General features: G+C 72.1%; 12 protein-coding genes. 5 read left to right on the top strand and 7 right to left on the bottom strand.

The genetic code is table 11. From position 1 onward, the window contains the following. Positions 1-60 precede the first annotated feature (60 nt). Positions 61-1,971 (bottom strand): DEAD/DEAH box helicase, encoded by a 1,911-nt coding sequence (locus H590_RS0109100; protein WP_051238374.1) that lies wholly within the window; start codon positions 1,969-1,971, stop codon positions 61-63. Positions 1,972-2,300: 329 nt separating this feature from the next. On the opposite strand from H590_RS0109100, the gene H590_RS0109095 reads away from it, so the two are divergent. Further along, complete coding sequence (locus H590_RS0109095) at positions 2,301-2,867, top strand: hypothetical protein (RefSeq protein WP_028703305.1); 567 nt, start codon at positions 2,301-2,303, stop codon at positions 2,865-2,867. Between the two features lie 54 nt (positions 2,868-2,921). Here H590_RS0109095 and H590_RS0109090 read toward each other — a convergent pair whose 3' ends face one another. The 3 genes from H590_RS0109090 to H590_RS0109080 all read right to left on the bottom strand — a co-directional run bounded on the left by H590_RS0109090 (position 2,922) and on the right by H590_RS0109080 (position 4,483). Further along, positions 2,922-3,149: a DUF3107 domain-containing protein gene (locus H590_RS0109090; RefSeq protein ID WP_028703304.1), complete on the bottom strand. Its 228-nt coding sequence runs from the start codon at positions 3,147-3,149 to the stop codon at positions 2,922-2,924. Positions 3,150-3,162: 13 nt separating this feature from the next. Next, a complete protein-coding gene (locus H590_RS15875) occupies positions 3,163-4,101 on the bottom strand; it encodes a PP2C family protein-serine/threonine phosphatase (protein ID WP_084149407.1) in 939 nt (312 codons plus the stop codon). 175 nt (positions 4,102-4,276) lie between these two features. Beyond that, entirely contained in the window at positions 4,277-4,483 is a 207-nt protein-coding gene (locus H590_RS0109080; protein ID WP_028703303.1) for a cold-shock protein, read from the bottom strand. Positions 4,484-4,717: 234 nt separating this feature from the next. On the opposite strand from H590_RS0109080, the gene H590_RS15870 reads away from it, so the two are divergent. The 4 genes from H590_RS15870 (at position 4,718) to nudC (ending at position 13,293) form a co-directional block, all read left to right on the top strand. Further along, positions 4,718-8,083 (top strand): ATP-dependent DNA helicase, encoded by a 3,366-nt coding sequence (locus tag H590_RS15870; RefSeq protein WP_084149406.1) that lies wholly within the window; start codon positions 4,718-4,720, stop codon positions 8,081-8,083. Then, positions 8,080-11,292 (top strand): ATP-dependent helicase, encoded by a 3,213-nt coding sequence (locus tag H590_RS0109070; RefSeq protein ID WP_028703302.1) that lies wholly within the window; start codon positions 8,080-8,082, stop codon positions 11,290-11,292. The genes H590_RS15870 and H590_RS0109070 overlap by 4 nt, the downstream gene beginning before the upstream one ends. A 194-nt stretch (positions 11,293-11,486) precedes the next feature. After that, the gene (locus tag H590_RS17340; protein ID WP_051238367.1) at positions 11,487-12,212 is read left to right on the top strand and encodes a C40 family peptidase; all 726 of its coding nucleotides are present in this window, start codon (positions 11,487-11,489) and stop codon (positions 12,210-12,212) included. A 145-nt stretch (positions 12,213-12,357) separates the two neighbouring features. After that, positions 12,358-13,293 carry an NAD(+) diphosphatase gene (gene nudC / locus H590_RS0109060; protein ID WP_414973638.1) on the top strand — a complete coding sequence of 312 codons (936 nt, stop codon included), beginning with the start codon at positions 12,358-12,360 and terminating at the stop codon, positions 13,291-13,293. An 80-nt stretch (positions 13,294-13,373) separates the two neighbouring features. Here nudC and recD read toward each other — a convergent pair whose 3' ends face one another. Genes recD through H590_RS17940 form a run of 3 tightly spaced genes read right to left on the bottom strand, consistent with a single transcriptional unit; the run spans position 13,374 to position 22,037 of the window. Next, positions 13,374-15,260, bottom strand: coding sequence for an exodeoxyribonuclease V subunit alpha (gene recD, locus H590_RS15860; RefSeq protein ID WP_051238364.1), 1,887 nt, complete (start codon positions 15,258-15,260; stop codon positions 13,374-13,376). Next, positions 15,253-18,720: a UvrD-helicase domain-containing protein gene (locus tag H590_RS15855; RefSeq protein ID WP_084149405.1), complete on the bottom strand. Its 3,468-nt coding sequence runs from the start codon at positions 18,718-18,720 to the stop codon at positions 15,253-15,255. The genes recD and H590_RS15855 overlap by 8 nt, the downstream gene beginning before the upstream one ends. Beyond that, complete coding sequence (locus H590_RS17940) at positions 18,717-22,037, bottom strand: exodeoxyribonuclease V subunit gamma (RefSeq protein ID WP_084149400.1); 3,321 nt, start codon at positions 22,035-22,037, stop codon at positions 18,717-18,719. The genes H590_RS15855 and H590_RS17940 overlap by 4 nt, the downstream gene beginning before the upstream one ends. Positions 22,038-22,107: the final 70 nt, after the last annotated feature.

The raw sequence follows: 22,107 nt of genomic DNA, 5'->3' as shown, positions 1-22,107 counted from the left end.
CAGGACCGGGCGGAAGAGCCCGTTGAACCCGCGACCGGGATCTGCGAATCCGGGGGCAGTTCAGTCGGCCTGCGACCTGCGGGTCCTGCGGCGCCGACGCTGGCCGGCACTCGTTCCGCGCTGCTGCCCGTCACCGGCAGGGTTGGCCACGGCCGCCTCGGTCTCGACGACGGCTCGCCGAGGAGCGCTGTCCCGCGCCACCTCGTCGTGGGACCGGCCGTGGTCCTTGTCCCGCTTGCCCTTGTCATGCCGGGACTTCTCGTGTGGGGTCTTCTCGTGCTCGGTCTTGTCGTGCCGGGTGCGATCGTGCTTGGACCCGTCGCGCTGCGCCCTGTCCTCGCGGGCACCGTCATGCCCGCTGCGCCCGGCATCGGTTCGCTCGCGACGGGGCCTCTCGCCAGCATCGGCGTCCGAGGGCGCCGACACCTGCTCGGTGGAGGACAGGTCCTCGCCGGAGGCCACGACCTCCCCGTTGCGGCGTCGAGTCCGCTTGCGCTTGGGTCGATACGACTTGGCGGCCTTCTCGGGGCGATCCCCGGACTTCCTGGCGTGGCCCTTGCGCTCGCCGTCGCGGCGGCTGTCGTCGTGGGACTTGTGGTGGCCGTGGCGGTCGTCGTCACGTCGCCTGGGCTCGCGGGTCGCCGGGTCGGACCCGGGCAGGAACCCCACCGTGCCCTCGGGGATGTCGAGGTCGGTGTACAGGTGCGGGGAGGTCGAGAAGGTGACCACCGGGTCGTCGATCCCCAGGTCGAGAGCCTTGTTGATCATCTTCCAGCGGGTGACATCGGCCCAGTCGACCAGGGTCACCGCGATCCCCTTCGCGCCGGCCCGGCCGGTGCGGCCGATCCGGTGGACGTAGGTCTTCTCGTCGTCGGGGCACTCGTGGTTGATGACGTGGGAGACACCGGTGACATCGATCCCGCGCGCCGCCACATCGGTGGCCACCAGGATGGTGGCGTCCCCGGAGCGGAACTTCTTGAGGGCCTTCTCGCGGGCGACCTGGGTGAGATCGCCATGGATGGCCCGGGCCTTGAAGCCGCGGTCCTCCAGGTCATCGGCCAGCCGCTGGCAGGCGTGCCTGGTGCGGCAGAAGATCATGACCTTCTCGACATCGCGCGCCTGAAGGATCCGCGCGATGACCTCGATCTTGTCCATCGCGTGCGCCTGGTAGACGAACTGGGTGGTGTCGGGAACGGTGGCCTGAGCATCGGCCCCCTCGGCCCTGATGTGCACCGGCTTGTTGAGGTGGGCCCTGGCCAGAGCCATGATGGCGGCCGGCATGGTCGCCGAGAAGAGCATCGACTGCCGGTTCGTCGACGTCATCGCCAGAAGTCTCTCGACATCGGGGAGGAAGCCCAGATCGAGCATCTCGTCGGCCTCGTCGAGGACGGTGATCCGGGCGTGCGACAGGTCCAGGTCCTTGCGGTGGGCCAGATCCAGGAGCCGGCCGGGGGTGCCGACGACGACGTCGACACCGGACTTGAGGGCGTCGATCTGCGGGTCGTAGCCAACCCCGCCGTAGACGGTGAGAACTCGGGCGCCACGCACGCTGGCGGCAGTGGCGATGTCGCGGGAGACCTGGAGGGCGAGTTCGCGGGTGGGGCACATCACCAGTGCCTGGGGCTTGCCCTGGCCGACCAGCTCATCCCAGCCGTCGTCCCCGGGAAGGGTGATGCGCTGCAGGATGGTGACGCCGAAGGCCAGCGTCTTTCCGGTGCCGGTCCGGGCCTGACCGATGAGATCGGTGCCCTGGACGGCGATCGGGATGCACATCGCCTGGATCGGGAAGGGGGCGGTGATGCCGACCCCGGAGAGGGCCTGGCAGATGTCGTCACGGACACCGAGCTCGGCGAAACTAGTGGGGGCGGAGAAATCAGCAGACAGGATCGTGGCCTCTTCGTGAAATGGGCCCGTCAAGGCCCGCTGTCGTGGACTTCGGCCCGAGTCAGGGTCTGCGGATCGCGTGCCCATGACGGGGCCAGGTGCGGAGAAGTGTCGACACACCAGCGCCCACTGTATCTCCTTTTGTCGCCAGTTCGGTTGTCGTCCTCCCGGCCCGGCGCTGGTTCGGCGACGTCTGACAACCCTGCCGTGGCGCCCGGCCCCCCCACGATGCAGGGCTGTCGGGGCCCAGGAGGCGTGTCCGGGCCCGCGCGGCGACGCCGGGCGCCTAGTCTTGCGGTGTGAACACCGATGTCAGCACCGCGGGTCCTGGCACCCCGCCGCCCGCCGCCGTGACAACATTCTGGGCCGTGGTGAGCTCCGCGGCGCTGCACAGCATGAGTGCGGTGGTCGGGGCCATGCCGCTGGCCCCCGATGTCGCGCGTCGACTGCTGCTCGCCGACCGTGCCGGGGAGTTCTGCGACATCCTCGACGAGTCACGCGGCCACCTCGACGGGCTCGGCGAGCTCACCGAGGTCGAGCCCCTGATCAGCGGCATCGCGACCTACGTGCCGAGCCGGAACTGGCTCCAGGTGCTGCTGCGCGATCATCTGATGGTGGGGCTGTGCGCCGACTTCATCTCCTTGGTCGAGCCCCAGCTGGGCCCTGAGCTGAAGCCCTCCAGCGGCTCCTTCGGTCCCTGGCTGGGACTGGGCACCGGAGTGAGGGTGCGCTGGGACGAGGAGATGACGGCGGAGCTGTCGGTGCCCTCGGACCACTCGTCAGACTCGGCCTTCGCCAGGAAGCTGGTCGGCGAGGTGCTCAGCGTGGCCCAGCGACTCGCCGCGGTCCACCAGGACCTGTGCTCGGTGCTCACCGGCGCCGGCGACGGCGAGCTGGACGACCTCTCGGAGATCAACGAGGTGATGGCCGAGGTGCTGTCCCGCCACGACCGCAGGGTGGCAGATCTCGGTCTGGAGCCATGAGAAAAGGGTCCGGCCAAGAGGTCGGACCCTTTTCCCAGACGTGGACGGAGGGTGTCAGGCCCGTCCGAAACCGACCTGCCGCTGGTTGGGCTGACCCAGGTCCAGGTAGGCCAGGGTGCGGGTCGGCACCAGGACCACGCGGCCCTTGGCGTCGTTGAGTCTGAACAGTCCGTCCGGCTGGGCCAGCGACTCGCGCAGCCCGGCCTCAATCGTCTCGGCGCTGTCATCCGACTCGATGGTCACCTCACGGGGGACGTCCGTGATTCCGATCTTGATCTCCATGTCCCCCAACCTACTAGCTGGGCTGGCCGACCTGAGTCTGGTCGGCGGCGGTCTGGTCGGGGGCGGTCTGCTCGAGGGCCGGGGGATCGGGCGGAGTGGTCCCCGCCGGCACCTCGTCCAACCGCCACAGGGCGATGGTGACATTGTCGTAGCCGCCGCACGCGTTGGCGTAGTCCGCCAGCGCATCGGCGACATGGTTCGGGTCGGGACGCCCATCGGGGCCGGCAGGTGCCTTGGCGACGAAGTCCCAGAACACCTTCGCCAGGTCCGAGGGGTCGGGGACGTGATTCCACAGCCCGTCGCTGCAGATCATCACCCAACCCGGGATCCGAGGAGAGTAGGCGTGGACCCTCGGGTCCAGGTCGGCGGCGCGAGCGCCGAGCCACTTGGTGATGGCGTGGGCTCCGGCTCCCGACTCGGCCTCCTCGCGCGGCATTCCCAGATCGATCTGGGCCTGGGCGACGGAGTCGTCGACGGTCAGCCGGCGCTCCTTGCCGGAGCTGGGGAACCAGTAGGCGCGGGTGTCGCCAATGTTGGCCGCCAGCACCCGATCGGGGGAGCAGATCGCGGCGACCAGGGTGCAGGCGCCGATTCCCCGGGGCCCTGGATGATCCAGGACCGCACGGTGCGCGCGCCGCACCGCATGGCCGAACAGCGAGACGACGGCGTCGTCGGCGGGCGGAAGTCCCTGCGCCAGGCAGGCGGTGAGGTACTGGCAGGCCGTGGTGGCCGCCACCTCGGCGGCCTGCTCGGCCCCCTCGGTGGAGGAGACGCCGTCAGCGACCACGATGACGACGTGTCGGGCGTCCTTGTCGACGTCGACCGCCAGGTAGTCCTGATTGGTCGGGTGCCGCATGCCGACATCTGACGCGACGCCGATGGTCGGCAGGGCGTCGGCGGCCTGCGAGATGAGGATGCGGGAGGGCCGGAGTCGATGGGTGGCCTCGTCCATCGGATCGGTGCGGGACCTCTGGTCGTCCGGGGAACCCTGGGCCTGCGGCGAAGCGTCGGGGCTGTCAGTGCTGCCGGAGTCGGGTGAGGTCATCGGGTGTCCTTCGTTGGTACGGAAAGCCGTCCCGCACCAAGAACTGGTGCGGGACGGCCATCATTCATCGAGCCTTGTTGAATCAGGCGATGCGGACGTTCTCGGCCTGCTGGCCCTTGCGGCCCTCGGTGATGTCGAACTCCACCCGCTGGCCCTCGTCCAGGGACTTGAACCCGTCGGTCTGAATGGACTTCCAGTGGACGAAGACGTCCTCTGAAGCGTTCCCGTCGACGGCGATGAAACCGTAACCCTTCTCAGGGCTGAACCACTTCACGGTTCCCTGTGCCATGTGCACTCCTTGTCAGCGCTTTGGGGATACACCTCGTATCCCCAATGCCGGTCCCAACCCCGGCGACGCCAGTGATGAGCCACAGTCGAGGTGTTCCAGGTCCTCCGGAACCCCTGTCGTGCGAGACGGCGTATCTACCTTCTCACAAATTGGCCGCAATGTACTCATCGGGTCGGGTTGAACTTCGGATCTGGCCTCCAAGAACTGTCGGTGGTCGGTGGTGTGATGGGGGTCATGAGCGTGAATGAGGCGGTGCGACTGACGGCCGATCCCGACCAGGCGGAGGCGCTGGCCGACCGGCACGGCACCGTAGTGGTGCTCGGCGGCCCCGGCACCGGGCGCACCACCGTCTGCCTGGAGCGGGTCGCAGGTCATCTCGAGGAGGGCGGCCGGCTGGACCGGGCGGTGCTGCTCACCCACAGCCGTGCGGCCGCCCAGGACCTGCGCAATGCCCTGCTGTCGCGGGTCGGCGGCGCCCATCTGGCCCCCAGGGTGACCACCGTGCACGCCCTGGCCGCCCGGATCCTTGCCGACCACGCGGGTCGATCCCTCGCCCTGCTGACGGCCCCCGAGCAGGAGTTCCGGATCCGCGAACTGCTGGCCGGAACAGACCTGTCCGGCTGGCCGGAGTACCTGCGGGCCAGCGCCGGCACCGCCAGGTTCGCCTCCGACCTGAGAGTGCTGGCGGCGGCACTGCGCCAGGAGGGCTGCGACCCCAGCGACCTGTCCCGGCTGGGTGAGCGCGACGATGTGGAGGCCTGGCGGGTGCTCGGGCCGTTCCTGTCGGACTATCTGGACGTGCTGGACCTGGAGCAGACCCTCGACTACGCCGAGGCGGTCCATCGGGCGAGGATCCTGCTCACCCGCCCCGAGGTGCTGGCGGCGGTGACCGCATCCATCTCATTGCTGGTGGTCGATGAGTTCGGCGAGTGCGATCCCTCCCAGGCCGCCCTGCTGGCCTCCCTCGCCGGCAGCGGTGTACCGACTCTGCTCGCGCTGGATCCCGATCAGACCGCCTTCGAGTTCCGCGGCGCGGTTCCGGATCGGCTGCCCGAACTGCTCGGTCTGTTCCCCGACGTGTCGGTCCACCACCTGGGCACCGACCACCGCTGCGCCGGCACGGTCCATGACGTCGTCGAGCAGATCAGGGGTCGGCTGCCCCTGGTGCCGGCCTCCCCGCTGCTGCGTCGCCGCTCCACCGTGGTCGCCGCAGATCAGGGCCGGCATCCCGAACAGGTGTCCGAGGCCGGGGTGCGCACCATCGTGGCGCCCTCGACCGCCCGAGCCGCGCGACTGCTGGCCGGGGATCTGCGCCGGGCCCATCTGGCGGGCGGGGTGGACTGGTCCGCGATGGCCGTCATCACCCGGCACGGGTCGGAACTGGCCGCGCTCGCCGCCGTGCTGGCCTCCGAGGGGGTGCCGGTGCACCGGAGCAAGGAGGAGACCACCCTGTCGGGTGTCCACTCGGTCCAGGTGATGCTCGCCGCCCTCACCGCCTGCGCCACTCTGGCCGACGGCCGTACCCCGGGGTCCGGGACCACCTCGGCACTGCTGCGGGGGCCGATGTCGGGGCTCGACCAGGCCGTCTGCGACCGGATCGACGACTGGTCGAGGATTCGCGGGATCGAGTCGGGGGACTGGACCGTGCTCACCGGAACTCTGCTCTCCGCAACTCTGCCCTCCGCAAGTCTGCTCTCCGCAACTCTGCCCTCCGCAAGTCTGCCCAACGCAACTCTGCCCAACGACCCGGGTGCCGACTCCCCGGGCGGCGACTCGGCTGCTCCGCCGGACCCGTCCGCGTGCTCGATGATCGGCCCGGACACACCGCCCCCGGGTCTGGTGCGCGCCGTGCGACCTGCCGCCGAGATGGTCCGCCGGATCACCGCCGCCGCCAGCAGGCTCGCCGCCGGCGGCGAGGTCCACGAGGCGTTGTGGACCCTGTGGGGAGGCGGGAGATGGGCCGCCGAACTGCGCGACCGAGCCCTCGCCGGTGATCTCACCGCCGATCGGGAGCTCGACGCGATGTGCTCGCTGTTCGATCTGGCCGAGCGCACCGCCACCCTCTCCGGAGCGGCCGGTGCCAGGCGTCTGGTGCGCTCGGTGCGCGAGGAGACGATCCCTGCGGACCGCAGCCGCGAGTCCGACCACGACCGGACCGGGGTGAGCCTCATCACCGCCCACCGTGCCAAGGGTCGCGAGTTCACGGTGGTGGCGGTGACCGGCCTGGAGGAGGGGAGCTGGCCCGCCCCCAATCACACCGGCTCCCTGGTGGCGGCCGACCAGTGGTCTCCCGAGGGGCTGGTCCCACCCCCTGGGTGGCCCGAGACTGTTCGCGCAGAGCGAAGACTGCTGTTGCTGGCCTGCTCCCGGGCGAGCGATCTGCTGGTGCTGGTCTGCGTCTCGGACATCAATGCCGGCATTACCGCCTCGCCCTTCTTCACCGAGATCGCGCAGACCCTGGCCCAGGGGGCACAAGTTCCCCCGGCGACCGGGGAGCAGCCGGCCACCAGGATGGCCGACCTGGTCGGGAGGCTGCGTCGAGCCGCACTCAGCCCAGACTCCTCACCGGCGGTGCGCGAGCATGCCGGGGGTGTCCTCGCACAGCTGGCCGCCCAGGGGGTCGGCCAGGCCGATCCGGGTCGCTGGTGGCGGTCCGGCTGGGGCCGCGGGCCCGCGGAGGGGCCGGGGCCGGCCACCCCCGAGCCGGTGATCGTGAACCTGTCGGCCTCCCATGTCGGAGAACTGCTCAGCTGCCCCCGGCAGTGGTTCCTCACCCGGCGCGGCGGGGCCGCCTCGGTGCGCGGTCCGCGCGCCGCGGTGGGCTCACTGGTCCACCAGGTGGCCGCCGAGACGATGGCTCAGGGCTGGTCGCTGGACCGGGCGGTGGAGCGCCTTCGGGACAGCTGGACCCGGCTGGACTTCCAGATCGGATGGCAGTCGTCGGTCGAGGAGCAGGGTGCCGAACAGGCCCTGGACCGGCTCGACCGGTGGCTCGACGGACGGCCCGGCACCCTGATCGGCACCGAGGTCGGATTCGAACACACCTTCGACCTGCCGGCCGCTCGGGTGCGGTTCCGCGGCAGCATCGATCGCCTGGAGCGTGACCAGGCCGGCCGGCTGGTGGTGGTCGACCTCAAGGCAGGCACCAGCAGTTCGGCCCAGTCGCAGCGCTCCCACCTGCTCCAGGTCGGCGTCTACCAGGCGGTCCTGACGGCGGGCGGGGTGGCCGGCCTGCCCGACCCGGCGCCGGTGCCGGTCGGCGGCGCCGAACTGGTCTACCTGCGCCGGGGGGCCGGACGAGGCGGCGTCGAGCCCAAGGTGGTGCGTCAGCCCGCCCTGGCCGACGCGCCCTGGCCGCCGGGGGAGGACCGCCCGGCCGATGAGCGGCTCACCGACTGGATTCATGCCCGCATCAACGACGCGGCCACCATCGTGCGGTCCGGCCGGTTCCCGGCGGTGCCCAACCCGGGCTGTTCGTTCTGCCCGGTGCGCGACGGCTGCCCCGCCCTGGTCCCCCCGGAGGACGTCGTCCCCGGGACCACCGCCGGCCGCGATGCTCCGACCGGACACTCCGCCACCGGCCGTCAGGAGAACCGATGATCACCACTGCCCGACAGGTCGGCGAGCTGCTCGACATCCCCTTCTCCGAGGAACAGCTCGCGGTGATCGGGGCGCCCCTGCACCCCTGCGTCGTCATCGCCGGGGCGGGAACCGGCAAGACCACCGTGATGGCAGCCCGGGTGGTGTGGTTGGTGGCCTCCGGGCAGGTCGCGGCCGACCAGGTGCTGGGACTCACCTTCACCCGGAAGGCCTGCGCCGAGCTCGCCGGCAGGATCGACACGGCACTGGCCAAGGCCGGGATCATGGAGACCGGGGACCCGTCTGCCACCGTCTCCACCTATGACGGGTTCGCCGCCTCCCTGGTCGACGAGTACGGGGCCTGGGACGGGATCGAGACCGGGGACCGTCTCATTCTCAAGGCCCGGTGCCACCAGCTCGCCCTCGAGGTGGTGACGGGTCTGGACCATCCCCCGCGGATGGCCGACCGGCTCACCCCCATGTCGATCGCCACCGCCATCGTCTCGCTGTCCGGGCAGATGGGATCTCACCTGGTCGACGTCGACCGGGTGCGCTCCGCCGACCGGTCCTGGCGCGCCGCCCTGGCCGAGGCTCCCACCAGACGCGGGGGGCAGATCTACGCCGACGTCGCCCGGGCGATGGACACCGTCGACGAGCGCGAGGAGATGCTGGGGATGGTCGAGGCCTACCGGCGCCTCAAGCAGGAGCGAGGGCTGGTCGAGTACGCCGACCGGATGGCCCAGGCAGCCCATCTGGCGGGTCGTCGCAGCCAGGTCGGACGGGACCTGCGTCGGCGCTTCCGAGTGGTCCTGCTCGACGAGTACCAGGACACCTCCTCGGCCCAGGCCCAGCTGCTGTCCGACCTGTTCACCGGGCCCGACCCCGACAGCGGTCTCGGCCACCCGGTCACCGCGGTCGGCGATCCCCTTCAGGCCATCTACGGCTGGCGGGGCGCCGCCGCCAGCAACATCCTCGGGTTCTCCCGACAGTTCCCGATTCTCGACCGGACCGGACAGACCCGACCCGCCCAGGAGTTCAGCCTGCTCACCAACCGTCGTTCCGGCACCCGCATCCTGGACTGCGCCAATGACATCTCGGCCGAGCTCAGGGAGTCGGGGGAGATCGCAGGAAGAGTTGGGGCACTGGTCGCTCCGGTCGGCACCCGGCCCGGCGAGGTGGTCTGCCACGGCCATCTCAGCTGGACCGAGGAGTGCGCCTGGGTGGCCGACCAGCTGGTCGAGGCGCGGGCGCGCGGCCAGATCGACTCGTGGTCGCAGGCCGCCGTCCTGGTGCGCCGGAACGGCGACGTCGCCGACCTGCACGCCGCCCTGGTGAACCGCCAGATCCCCGTCCAGATCGCCAACCTGTCGGGGCTGCTCCAACTGCCCGACGTCGTGATGGTCGTCGCCCATCTGCGAGTGCTGGCCGACAGGCGGGACAACCAGGCCTGGTCAGCGCTGCTGGCGGCCCCCCGGCTCGGACTGTCCCCCGACGATCTCGCCGCCGTGGGGAGGCGGGCCGGCGAGCTGGCCAGGACCAGGGCGGCGGAGGACCGCGGCCTGCCCGGGGACGGCTCGCCCGCGGCCATCGGACTCGACCGGCCCCAGCCGCTGCTGGCCGATGCGGTGGCCGAGCCCGGACGGCTGTCGGAGTCCGGACGGTTGTCCGCGGGGCTGGCGCGACTGGCCTCCGAGACCCGGGTCCTCAGTGCCCACGCCGTCGACGGACCCGATGATCTCGTGCTGCGGATCCAGCAGGTCACCGGCCTGGCCGACGAGCTGGCCGCCGACGAGCCGGCCCGGGCCCGTGCCAGGCAGGGGCATCTGGACGCACTGTGGTCGGAGATCCACTCCGCGCTGCGCGACGATCCCGACCTCACCCTGCCCGGTCTCACCGCCTGGCTGGCGGCCGAGGAGGAGTTCGGGGACGGCCTGGCCCGCAGTCTGCCCGAGAGTTCGGACGCCGTGGTGATCAGCACGGTCCACGGTGCCAAGGGCCTGGAGTGGCCACTGGTGATGCTGCCCGACCTCGATGACGGCGTCTTTCCCTCCTCGATGCCCCCCGACAACCCGGTGACACGGGCCACCGTGCTGCCCTCGGCGGTGCGCGGCGACGCCGACCAGGTCGCCCAGCCGCAGTCCGGTGCCCGCGAGGACCTGGCTGCCTACAAGGACGCACTGGGTCAGGAGTCGCGAGGAGCCGAGGACAGACTCGGCTACGTGGCCCTGACACGGGCGCGGGACCGGCTCGTGGTGTCCTGGCACCGCTGGCGTCCACCGGCCGTCAGACCACGAGTGGCAGGACGCTATGCCGAGGCGGTGGCGACCCGGATGGCCGGCTGGGGACTGGAGGCGGTTCGGCCCCCCGAGGACGAGGACACCCCGACAGCCACCGGCGGCCCTACCGGAACAGACTGGCCCGAGCCGGTCGACCCCGACCGCGCCGACCGACTCACCGACCTGGCGGCCAGGGTCGGCGCCGGACGGGGTGCTCCCGCCGGTCTTCCCGATGACCCGCAGGAGGCGCAACTGGTCGCCGGCTGGCGCCGCGACGCCGCCATCCTGCTGGCCGCAGCCCGACGGCAGGCCGCGCTCCGGTCCCGGCCCGATCTGCCCCTGGGCCTCACGACATCCCAGGTGGTGGCCCTCCATGCCGATCGCCGGGCCTTCCTTGACTCGGTGCGCCGCCCGATGCCGCGTCGAGTGCTGCGCGGGGCCGACATCGGCACCCGCTTCCACGAGTGGGTGGCCGACTACCTGCAGCCCGGCGGACAGGAGCCGCTGGCCCTGCTCGACGAGGGCGGAGCACCGCTCGACCCGGGCGTCTCGGGAGGCCCCGACGATCCGGTGCTGGCCAGACTGCAGCGCGCCTTCCTCGCCAGTCGCTGGGCCGATGCACGACCGCTGGCGATCGAGGAGCCATTCACCCTCACCGTCGCCGGACGGGTGATCCGTGGACGGTTGGACGCCGTGCTGGCCGATCCCGACCGTCCCGGGGAGCAGGTGGTCGTCGACTGGAAGACCTCGGCCCCCGACAGTGCCGACCCGCTCCAGCTGTCGGTCTACCGGCTCGCCTGGGCGGGAGCCACCGGGGTCGATCCGCAGCGGGTCCGCGCCGTCTTCCACCACGTCGGCGCCAACCAGACCGTGGAGGCCCACCCGCTGCTGTCGATGGAGGAGCTGGCGAGGGTTCTGTCCGGCGAGTCGGCACCCGCCCGGCAGGACACCTGACAGGACGACTGACAGGGGATCCGTGCAGCAGCTGGGAGCGAACATGAAGCTGAGACTTGCCTGAAAAAGTCTCATTCACGTACTGTCGTCGCTGTCGCACCTCAGTGCGGCCCGCGCGACTCAGCTGCTTTTCCGGTGATGACCTGTGGTCAGCAATGGCCCTGTTGTGCGGACCTCGATCAGGAGTTCGACCCATGACCATGCTGCGCAACCGCATCGCTGCTACCGCCGCCGCAATCAGCCTCGGTGTGGGGTTGGCCCTCACCTCCAGCCCCGCCGCACAGGCCCGTTCGGTGCCCTGCATGCCGAGCAAGGGGACCGTGAGCTGCTCGAAGTACTGGGCCAACCGGGCCAATCCGGCCAAGCCCACGTCCTCCTCGATTCTTAACCTTCAGCGTGCACTTGTTCAGGTTGGTTACCCGATCAAGCCGCTCACCGGCACCTTCAACTCCACCACCAGGGCGCGACTCCAGAGCTACCAGCGCGAGCGCGCCATCAAGGTCACCGGCAAGTTCGACCAGCAGACTGTCAAGGCGCTGCGCGCCGGACGGCCGAAGCTGGTCAGCACGGCGGGCAAGGCCGCCAAGGTGGTCGCCTACGCCAACCGCAAGCTGGGCAAGCCCTACCGTAGCGGAGCGGTCGGCCCGTCCGCCTTCGACTGCTCGGGGCTGACGATGGCCGCCTACAAGTCGGCCGGTCGCGGCATCACCCGCACCAGCTACGCCCAGCTGTCCGCCTACAAGTCGGTGCCCAAGTCCGCCCTTCAGCCCGGCGACATCGTCGGCTTCTACGGCGGCGGACATGTGGCGACCTATGTCGGCAAGGGCTATGTCATCCACGCCTCGCGGCCCGGACGCCCGGTCGCCAAGGTCAAGCTCTCGACGATGCCCTTCTACAAGGCGGTTCGTCCGGTGATCTGAACCACCCCGACCCACAGCGCCGACGGGCCCCGGCAGGATGCCGGGGCCCGTCGGCGCCCTCAGGTGCTGCGGGCCGCGCCCGCCGCACCGCAACCCCTTCCGGACGATGTCCGCGTCCCCGCCGGTGCGAACTAGAGTCGACCGGGTGACTTCTGCCTCGAGACCCTTCATCGGAGAGCCCCTCATCGACCGGTGCCACGCCGACCGTGACGACCCGCTCGCCAATGCCGCCCGGTGGGCCGACCCCGGGGCCCTGCTGCTGAGCGTCGGAGCCCACGACGAGGTGGCGGTGCTGCCCGGTGCCACCCCCGAGGACACCGTCCGACTGGCCCCGACGCCGACCAGCGGTGAGCGCGACGACCAGCGTCAGCTGCTCATCGGTGTGGTGCAGGGCCGACCGTGGTTCATCACCCGCGACACCCCGAGGGCCGCCGCCGGCCAGCAGATCGCGCCACTGCGCAGCCTTCGGCTCGGCCCGGTCGCCCGCGAGATCGTGTGGGCCGGACTGGCCTTCCTCCACTGGGCGGAGTCCCAGCCGATGTGCCCCTCCTGCCACGGGACCACCCGGCTCACCTCGGGAGGTCCCACCCGGGTGTGCACCGCCTGCGGTCGGGAGGTCTTCCCCCGCACCGATCCGGCGGTGATCTCGGCGGTCCTGGACCGACAGGACCGGATCGCCCTGGGACGACAGCCGAGCTGGGCGCCCGGACGGGTCTCGGTGCTCGCCGGATTCGTGGAGGCGGGGGAGGCCGCCGAGCACGCCCTGGTGCGCGAGGTCGCCGAGGAGACTGGGCTGCGGGTCACCGCCGCGCGCTACCTCTCCTCCCAGCCGTGGCCCTTCCCGCGGTCTCTCATGCTGGGCTATGTGGCTCGTGCCGAGGGCACCATCAGCGACGGCGACCACGAGCTCGACGAGGCCCGCTTCTACTCCCGCGACCAGGTGCGGGACCTGGTTGCCGGGGGAGGGCTGATCCTGCCGACCCCGATGTCGATCGCCAGGTCGATGGTGGACGGCTGGTTGGACAACCGGCTCCCGTCTCCCGAGTCCGGCACCGACCTCAGCGTTCCGTTGAGCCTGTAACCCGTTGGTGCCCGGTGGCCGGGCACCCGGGCACCCGGGCACCCGGGCACCGGGGCGTCGAGTGACACCCAGGGTTGCGCTCAGGGCGTGTCGGGGATCTGGTGCAGGTCGCCGAGTTCACGCCAGCGTCGGGTGAGACCGGACTGGCGCCGCGAGGTCTGGGACACCGCCCGGACCACCGACTCGCGGGTTCCCACTAGGACCAGACGACGTCTGGCCCTGGTGATCGCCGTGTAGAGCAGCTCGCGGGTGAGCAGTGGCGACTCGGGCGGCGGCAGCACCACGGTCACCCGGCCGAACTGGGAGCCCTGGGCCTTGTGGACCGTCAGCGCCTCGAGCGGTCGCAGCGAACCCACCAGGGAGCAGGGCAGACGCCGACTCGTCCCGCCGGGGCTCGGGAGCGCGACCATCGGCACCGGCCGCTCGGCCACCACCACCCCGCAGTCGCCGTTGTTCACCTCGAGCTGGCGCATGTTCTGGTTGACGATCACCGGTTGTCCGATCGACCACTCGCCCCGGGTGCGGGCGCGCTCGCTCGGGTCGGTCGAGGCCCGGCCGGCCCGTTCGGCGGCGGCCATCTCCTCGGACCACCGACTCACTCCGTAGGGGCCCTGCCGATGGGCGCACAGCAGCCGGTGCTCGTCGACCAGTTCCAGGGCCCCGGCGTCATCCTGCTCTCCCGCCAGACGGGTCATCCGGCTCGCCAGCGAGGTGATCTCGGCGTGGACATCGGGAAGGTCGGCCAGGCTCAGCGCGGCGGGGTCCTCCGCCACGAACCGGACCGACTCGTCGCCGGCGTCCAGCACCCTGATGACCTCATCGGTGCGGCCCCGGCGGACCGCCTCGGACAGCTCGGCGATGGCTCCTCCGGAGCGGTGGTTGCGGGTGAGGGTGGTCACCGGAAGCACATCGGGACCCAGGTGGGGGGCCGAGGCCACCACATCGGCCAGCACCGAGCCGGCATCCACCGAGACCAGCTGGCCGGGATCCCCGACCAGCAGCACCCGGGTTCCGGGTCCGACGGCCTCCAGCAGTCTGGCGGTCATCGGCAGGGACAGCATCGAGGTCTCGTCGATGACCACTAGGGAGCAGGGCAGCGGATCGTTGCGGTCGTGGCGGAACCCGCGGCCCGGGCCCATCGACCCCAGCAGGGCGTGCACGGTGGTCGCCTCCAGCGGCCCCGGGCCCACCTCGGGGGGCAGCAGCGCGCCGACCTCGGCGACGGCGTCGCGCAGCCGGGCGGCGGCCTTCCCGCTGGGGGCGGCCAGACTGATCGGACCCAACCCCGGATCGGCGGCCTTGAGCACGGCCAGCACGGCGCACACCGCGGTGGTCTTGCCGGTTCCCGGACCTCCCGCGAGCACGCTGAGACGACGGTCGCAGACCCGCAGCGCAGCCTGGGCCTGGGCGGGGTCGAGGACGATTCCGGCGCCGTCCAGGGCGGCGGCGACGGTGTCCAGGGCGGCCTGCGCGGTGGCGGGGGAGATCTCTGGCCGGTCGGCGGCCAGCCGGGCGGTGAGCAGCGCCACCTGCTGCTCGGCCTGCCAGTAGCGCTCCAGATAGACCAGGCCGGAGTCCAGTCGCAGGCCGCGCCGGTTGACCGGCGAGTCGCGGTGGGCCACCGCCGGACTGTCCTCCAGCCGTGCCAGCCAGTCGGTGGGATCGGGCCAGTCAAGGGACCTGAAGACCTCGATGGCTGCCAGTTCCTCGGGGCCGGCCGAGGCCACCACGGCAGGGTCCAGCATCTGCCGTGTGATCTGGGCGGCGATCTCGGTCGGATCCATCTGCACCGATCCGAGCCGGACCTGGCGGCAGGTCAGTGCGGCTGCCAGCTCGACCCGTTCGTCGGACTCCCCGCAGCCGCGGCAGAGCAGTCGCGCCAGGTGGATGTCGGCCGGGCTGAGGACGCCGGCCAGGGCGAACCGGCCTGGAAGGCCGGTGGCCGAGATCGAGACCAGGTCAGTCATGGCGGCCCTCCTGAGCAGCCGAGGGCGAGTCGGTGCGATCGGGGCTGCTGCGCCACAGCAGCTCGGAGACCCGCACCACCAGCTCGGGGCGGGGGTACCAGCTGAACACCCCGGTGGGGGTGTCCCGGGCCGAGTCGCCCTGGAGCGAGCTGCCCGAGGTTGAGCTGCCCTGAACAGAGCCGCCCAGCACCGGGGCTGCCGGTGCAGGGGTGTCGCCGGTCATTCCCCGGACGAACAGATAGCCCACCCCGCCGAGGTGGCGCGCGGGATCGTACCCGGGCAGTCGGGCCGCCAGGAAGCGGTGCAGCGCGGCGCTGTAGAGGATCGCCTGGAGGGGATAGTGCGAGTCGATCATCATCTGCGTCATCGTCGCGTGGCCGTAGTGCCGAGGCTCCAGCGACTCCCCGGGAGGCAGCGGGACCCGGTTCGTCTTGTAGTCGACGACGACATGGCGCTGGTCGGGCAGTCTCAGCACGGCGTCCAGGGAGCCGGTGAGGAATCCGGCCAGGACCCGGTCGGAGGCGGGGGAGTCGGCCAGCACGCGTCCGTAGTCGGCCAGCGGATCCTCGGGGGACACCAGACCGGGGTCGTTCAGGGCGGCCGCGATGTCGGCCAGCACCGAGGCGTGCCGGGAGTCGGGCGCCATCGCCAACTCGAAGCCGAGCTCGGCGAGCCGGTTCCCCTCGCCGATGTCGCACAGTCTCAGGCCCGAGGTGAGCTCGCCCAGCGGGGTGCGCATCACGTCGACCAGGCCCCGGGCGAGATCCTCGGGGCTCACCCCCGGAAGGGGGGTCTGGGCCAGAGCCGCCGAGGTCTGGTCCGCAACATCGGCGGACAGCCCCTCGCCGACCGGACGGACCCGCTCCAGAATGGCGTGCACCAGGGTGCCGAAGGCGGTTCCGCCGGGCATCGCGCACAGCCCCGACCCCGGGTCCTGCCCGCCGATGGCCTCGGTCGTCTGCGTCGAGGTCTCGGCCTCCTGCGGCTCATCGGTGCCTGCCGGTCGGTCCGCACCACTGGCCCGGGGATCGACACCGAAGGTGTGCAGACCGTCCGTCAGACCGGAGTAGGAGGTGCGTCCCCAGGAGCGGTCGATCCGTCGGTCCAGGCTGCGAGGAGCCGCCACCGCGGACTCCGCCGCCCGGTCATGGCGGGTCAGCAGCATCTGGCGAGGCACCTGGGCCACCTCGATGAGGGAGGGATCGAGCCAGCTCAGCCGGGCCGGATCGACGTCCTGCTGGCCGGGGCCGGGGGTCTGCACCGACAGGTGGTCGAAGGCGAGCAGCCGGTGCAGCGGCGAACCACGGTGCTGTCGCCGGTCCGGGGCCCACCACAGCCGCAGGGCGGACCGGGCCCGGGTGAGTCCGACGTAGAGGGTGCGCAGGTCCTCGGCCCGCTGGTCGGCCAGATGCGACTCCCACGCCTGCTCCCGGCGGTGGCCCTGGCCTCCTCCCAGGTCGAGGACCCGTCGGGCCCCGTCATGCCAGACCAGCGGCTCGTCCCTGTCCCTCATGGGCCAGCTGCGGGCCGCGTCGGGCAGCAGGACGACCGGGAAACCCAGCCCCTTGGCCTGATGAATGGTCATGATCGTCACCGCCCGCCGATCGGTCTCCAGGCGTCGCGGGGACTCCACCGAGGCCGAGTCCCGTTGGTCCCGCAGCCACCCGGCGAGCTCGGCCGGGCCTGGCCGGCCGGCTCCCTCGGGGCCGGCTAGGGAGCCGTCCGCCCGGTCCCGGGACTCGGTGGCCGACAACTGGGCCGCCTGGCGCAGGTCGGTGAGATACCGCTCGCCGCGAGGATCGGAGAGCATCGAGGGCATCACCCCGGGTCGTCGCACCGCCTCGTCGACCAGCCCCCAGGGGCCCAGCTGGTCCCAGCGCCGGGCCCACGATCCGATCGACACCGCGAGATCGGGCCTGACCCGTGAGTCGGGACGCACCATCTCCTCGGGACGACCCCCACCCAGTGGCGACAGGGCCAGTCGTGCCATCACCGCCGGTTCGGGTCGCGACAGAGCGTCCAGCAGGTCGATCAGGTCCGCGGTGGCGGCACTGCTCCACACCGACTCGTCCCCGCTGAAGACGGCCGGCTGGCCGACCGAGGCCAGCGCCGCCCGGATCTGGGAACCCCGCCGTCGGGTGCGCACCAGAACGGCGATGTCGGGGGCGCTCAGGGGACGCACCCGGCCGTCGTCATCGGTCCAGGTGGAGCCTCCCTCCAGCATCATCACCACCTGGTTGGCCAGGTCCTCGGCGATCCGCCGGTCGGCGGTGGCACCGTCCATCGAGCCCCGCTCTGACCGGATGCAGCGCAGCTGAACCGGTCGCTCCCAGCTGTAGCGGTGTCCATCGGTGGCCCGGCATCCCAGCCGGCTGCCGGTGTGCCAGGCCTCCACCGGTTCCAGGCGGATCCTGGAGTCGCCCAGCAGGGCCGGGCCGAAGAGGTGCGAGATGCCGGCCACCACCGGCTGGTCGGCGCGCCTGTTGACCCTCAGCGCCAGCACCCGGTCGACCCGTTCGGTGGCCTCCAGGTAGGAGTGGATGTCGGCTCCCCGGAAGGCGTAGATGGACTGCTTGGGGTCGCCGATCAGCCACAGGTCGACCCTGCCCCGGAAAGCCAGGTCGAGGGCCGCCCACTGGAGCGGGTCGGTGTCCTGGAACTCGTCGACCATCACCAGGCAGAAGCGCGTCGACAGCGTCCGGACCGCCGCCGGACCGCGGTCCGGATCGGCCAGTGCGTGGGCCAGGTCGGCGATCAGGTCGTCGAAGGTGTGCCAGCCCTGAGCCCTGCTGCGCCGGTCCACCTCGGCCCGCACCGCCCGGGCCCACCGCGTCCGGTCCAGGGATCGGGGGGTCCCCGAGGGTTCTGCGATCTCCACCTCGCGGTACTGGACGGCGACCTGTCGGGCCAGTCGAAGAGAGGGTGCGGGGGAGGGCGGCCTGTCCTGGTCCAGATTCGCCCTCAGGTACAGGTCGGCGGCCACCTGGTCGGTGAGAGGTCCCGCGTCGGCCAGCAGCCGTGAGGACCGGTCGTGGTCGGCCAGCACCCCCAGCTCGTCGAGCATCCTCGAGGCGAACTCGTGGGTGGTGGTGATGGTGGCGTCCTCGAAGGCGTCCAGACCCGCCCGCAGCCGGTCCGCCATCTGGGCGCGCTCGCCGTCGGGTCGCGACGCCAGGACGGTGTCCAGTTCGTCTGCGGCGTCCCGCCCCCCGGTGAGCAGCCGGTGGGCCGAGACCAGTCTCGCGTGGACCCGCGACCTCAGCTGTCGCGCCGCCGACCGGTTGAAGGTCACCAGCAGCACCCGGTCCATGCTCACCTGACCGGAGGCGACCGCGCGGGCCACCACAGCGGCGATCGCCCAGGTCTTCCCGGTGCCGGCACTGGCCTGGAGAAGGGTGGTGCCGTGGGGCAGGTCGGCGGTGATGTCGAAGGGTCGGCCCGTCTGAGGGATGTCCGTCATCGAGACCCCCCGGGAGAGCCGACGGCAGGGCGACCGGAGGCGGCCTGGACGGGTTCGAAGAGCCACCGGCCAAGATCCTCCGCGGTCGTTCCGCGGGCCAGGCAGGTGGCCCGGAGGCTCTGCTCGTCCTCGTCGAGGAAGACGGCCCAGTCGTCGTCGAACTCACGGGCCCACTGGACGCCCACCCCGGACCTCTCGGTGGCCCACTCGGCACGGGGGCCGCGGGTCAGGCCACCGATCACCGCCATCGTGCGCAGCGGCAGGGGCACCAGCTGCTGTGTCGACCACCACGCCAGTCGGGCGAGCCCGGCGAGCAGGTCGGCGGCCCGCTGCGGGTCGGGCGCCGCCAGGATCCAGGGCTGGGAGTTCGACGCCAGCACAGCCCGCCACTGGCCGGGCCGCCCGTCCGCAACGCACAACAGCTCGATCCAGCTCCTCAGCAGGTCCCGGGCCGAGGCGCGCGAGGGACTGGCGTGCACCACCGCGTCGCCCCACACCGGGACCCGACCGGCGACCCGCAGCCGGCGATCCGGCTCGGTGAGGGCGCCCTGGGGCCATGACAGCGGAGGAAGATCGCCGCCGGACAGCGCCACATCGACGTCGACCAGCTGCTCGGAGCCCGCCGCGCGGGCGCGTTGGGCGGTGGCCCGGATCGCGGTGGCCCGGTCGAGCTCGGTGGCCAGCGCATCCAGGCCGATCCGGCCCGGCGGGGTGGAACCGCGCAGCCGCTCGGCGGTCCGGGCGTCCTCGGGACTGGCGCCCCGTTCCAGATCGGCCAGCAGCCGGGCGCGCACCCCGTAGCTGTCCAGCGGCCCCAGGTCCAGCGGGAGCTCGTCGGCGGGCTCCTCGCGCCAGCTGCGGGTGTCGGTGCCCAGCCGGGCGCGCAGCAGGGCCCTCGCCGGGTTGAGCAGCACACCGGCGAGATCGGCGGGCGACCACACGCCGGCGCCCACCGAGGCGGGAGCCGGCAGCAGCGGGGCGATGCGCGGTTCGGCGGTGATGACGCCGGGGGCCAGGCACGAGGCGGTGGCTCCGGCTGCACACGCCGGGTCGAAACTACGGCGCTGCCGGTCAGGGTCGAACTCCGTGCGGGAGAAGGGTTGCAGACCGTGGTCGAGATGAACGGCGGCCGCATCGACGCCCAGCCGGTCGATGGCGGCGTCCAGGGTGGCGGAGAAGGGGCCGGGAAGGACCGGCGCGTTGGTCACCGGGTCGTGGGCCTGCCGCACCACCACCAGACGCTGCCGGGCGGAGGCCACCGCGTCGAACAGCAGCTGGCGGGCCAGGGCGCCGGGGTCGCGCTCGGGATCGCCGGGATCGCGCAGCCCGCGCAGCTCGTCGGGCGGCTCGCCGCCGCCGTCGGGGTCGAGCAGGATCACGACCCGGTGGGCGATCCCGTCCAGGTCTCTCGGTCCGCACACGTGGGTGCTGCCGTCGAACCAGATCGGGGGTCGGGCCGCCGGGACCCGATCCTCCAGCAGCGCGATGACCTCGGTGACGCCCAGTCGGACCTCGGGGCCCGCGGCCAGTCGTGCCAGGGTGCCGACCGTGGCCGGCCCCTGCCAGGCTCCGGCGGCTGGTGAGGCGGTGAGCTCGGCCACCATCCGGGCGATCCGACCGGTCCACTGCTCGACGGTGGCGGGCTGCGTGCTGTCCAGGACGGCGCGCCGCACCCGCGAGATGAGCTCGGCGAGCCGCCCGACCAGGTCGATGTCGGCCGATCCGACCCCCTCCACCGGGGTGACGGTGGCCAGCCATCCCGGCGGGGTCGATGACATCGCCGCCCCGAGCAGCATCCGCTCCACCCCTGCCAGCCAGGTCGACTGCCGGACCTGCGGCAGCCCGGCGCGGGCCCGCGACCCGGCGTCCAACCCCCATCGGATCCCGGCATCGGTGACCAGCCGGGCGATCTCGGCGAGCTCGTCGGGGGAGAAGGAGAACCTCCGTGCGACCGCCGGCATGGCGCACAGCTGGATCAGTCCCGAACCGCCGGCCCTGGCCGATCCCAGTCCCAACACCCGCACCACCGCCTCGGCGACCGGATTGGTCGTCTGGTGGGCGGGACCCTGAACGCGCAGGCTGCGCGCCGGATGGGCGCCCTCGGCCGCCGGGTCGGCCGGGCAGACCAGGGCCGCCAGCATCTGCTCGACCTGGGGATCGGGGCAGACGACGACGATGTCCCGCGGCTCCAGGCCGGGCAGTTCGGCGATCGCCTCGCACAGCACGTCGCGAACCACCTCGACCTGTCGGTCCGGGCCGTGGCAGTCGTGGATGCGCACGGTGCCGTCGGGCGCGGGTCGTTCCCCGGTCGAGCCGCCGACCAGGGCCGCGAGCAGAGTGGTGGGGCCACCCGCCCCTGCGCTCGCTCCCGGTCCCTCCTCGGAGCCTGAATCGGGTCCTGAATCCGCTCCGGTGTCGGACCCGGTGCCGGGACGGGGACCGGTCGTCGCCGGCTGGCCGTCGAGGCGACGCTGCCAGGCCGTGCGGGAGGCTGTCCTGACGCGGTTGAAGGATCCCCAGGCACCATCGGTGGTGGGAAGTGTCTGGTCCCCGACAGTGCGGCAGGCGGTGTCCAGATGGATCACCCGGCAGCCGAGACGCCGTCCCAGGTTCGCCGCCAGATCGCGATCGGCCGGGGTGCTGGAGGGTCCGGTCAGCCAGGCGCAGCGCGACCATGGCAGCACGGTCGACGGATCGGCCAGGGCGTCGGCCAGCAGGTCGCGACGGCGGGCGGGGTCCGGGACGTCGTGATCCTGGTCCAGCAGCCTGCGCCACAGCGGCGCCCACCAGGCGTGGGCCGGGTCCAGCGGGCGTCCGGCGGCGTCGACATCCTCTCCGCGGGCCCAGCTGGTGAGGATCTGGGGCCACTGCCCCGCCACCGTCTCGAGATCGGCGGCGGTGCGCCTGGCAAGATCCCAGGCCGGACTGGGCACCCCACTGGTCACCAGGGCGGTCAGGTGCTGGCGGACCGGCAGCGCCCACGGCTGATCGACGTCGTCGAGGACCCCGGCGATGCGCAGGGCCAGAGCCGCTCCGCGCCAGGGGTCGTCGGCGGTGTGCAGACCCAGCAGCAGGCTCTCCAGATCGGTGCGCAGCCGAGCCGGCGTCACCCCTCCGATGCCCGCCGCGATCCCGTCGCGGAGGGCCAACTGCTGGGCGATGGCCCGGCCGTGGGCCCGCGACGGAGCCACCAGCAGAGGGAGCCGGAAGGGGTCGACGTCGGGATCGGCGGGCGGCTGCAGGGCGTCCAGGACCTCCCGGACGGCACACTCCCATGAGTCGACGACCGTCACGGTCGCGCTCCGCTGAGTGCTCATCTGCTGGCCTCCCGTCCTGGCCAGACCATATCGTCACGCTCCCGGTGGACCGGTCCCGACGGGCCGTTGC

This window comes from Acidipropionibacterium jensenii DSM 20535 (genome assembly GCF_000425285.1).
Taxonomy (GTDB): domain Bacteria; phylum Actinomycetota; class Actinomycetes; order Propionibacteriales; family Propionibacteriaceae; genus Acidipropionibacterium; species Acidipropionibacterium jensenii.
Note: the sequence above shows the minus strand (reverse complement) of the source record. Positions and strands in the feature narration are given on the sequence as shown.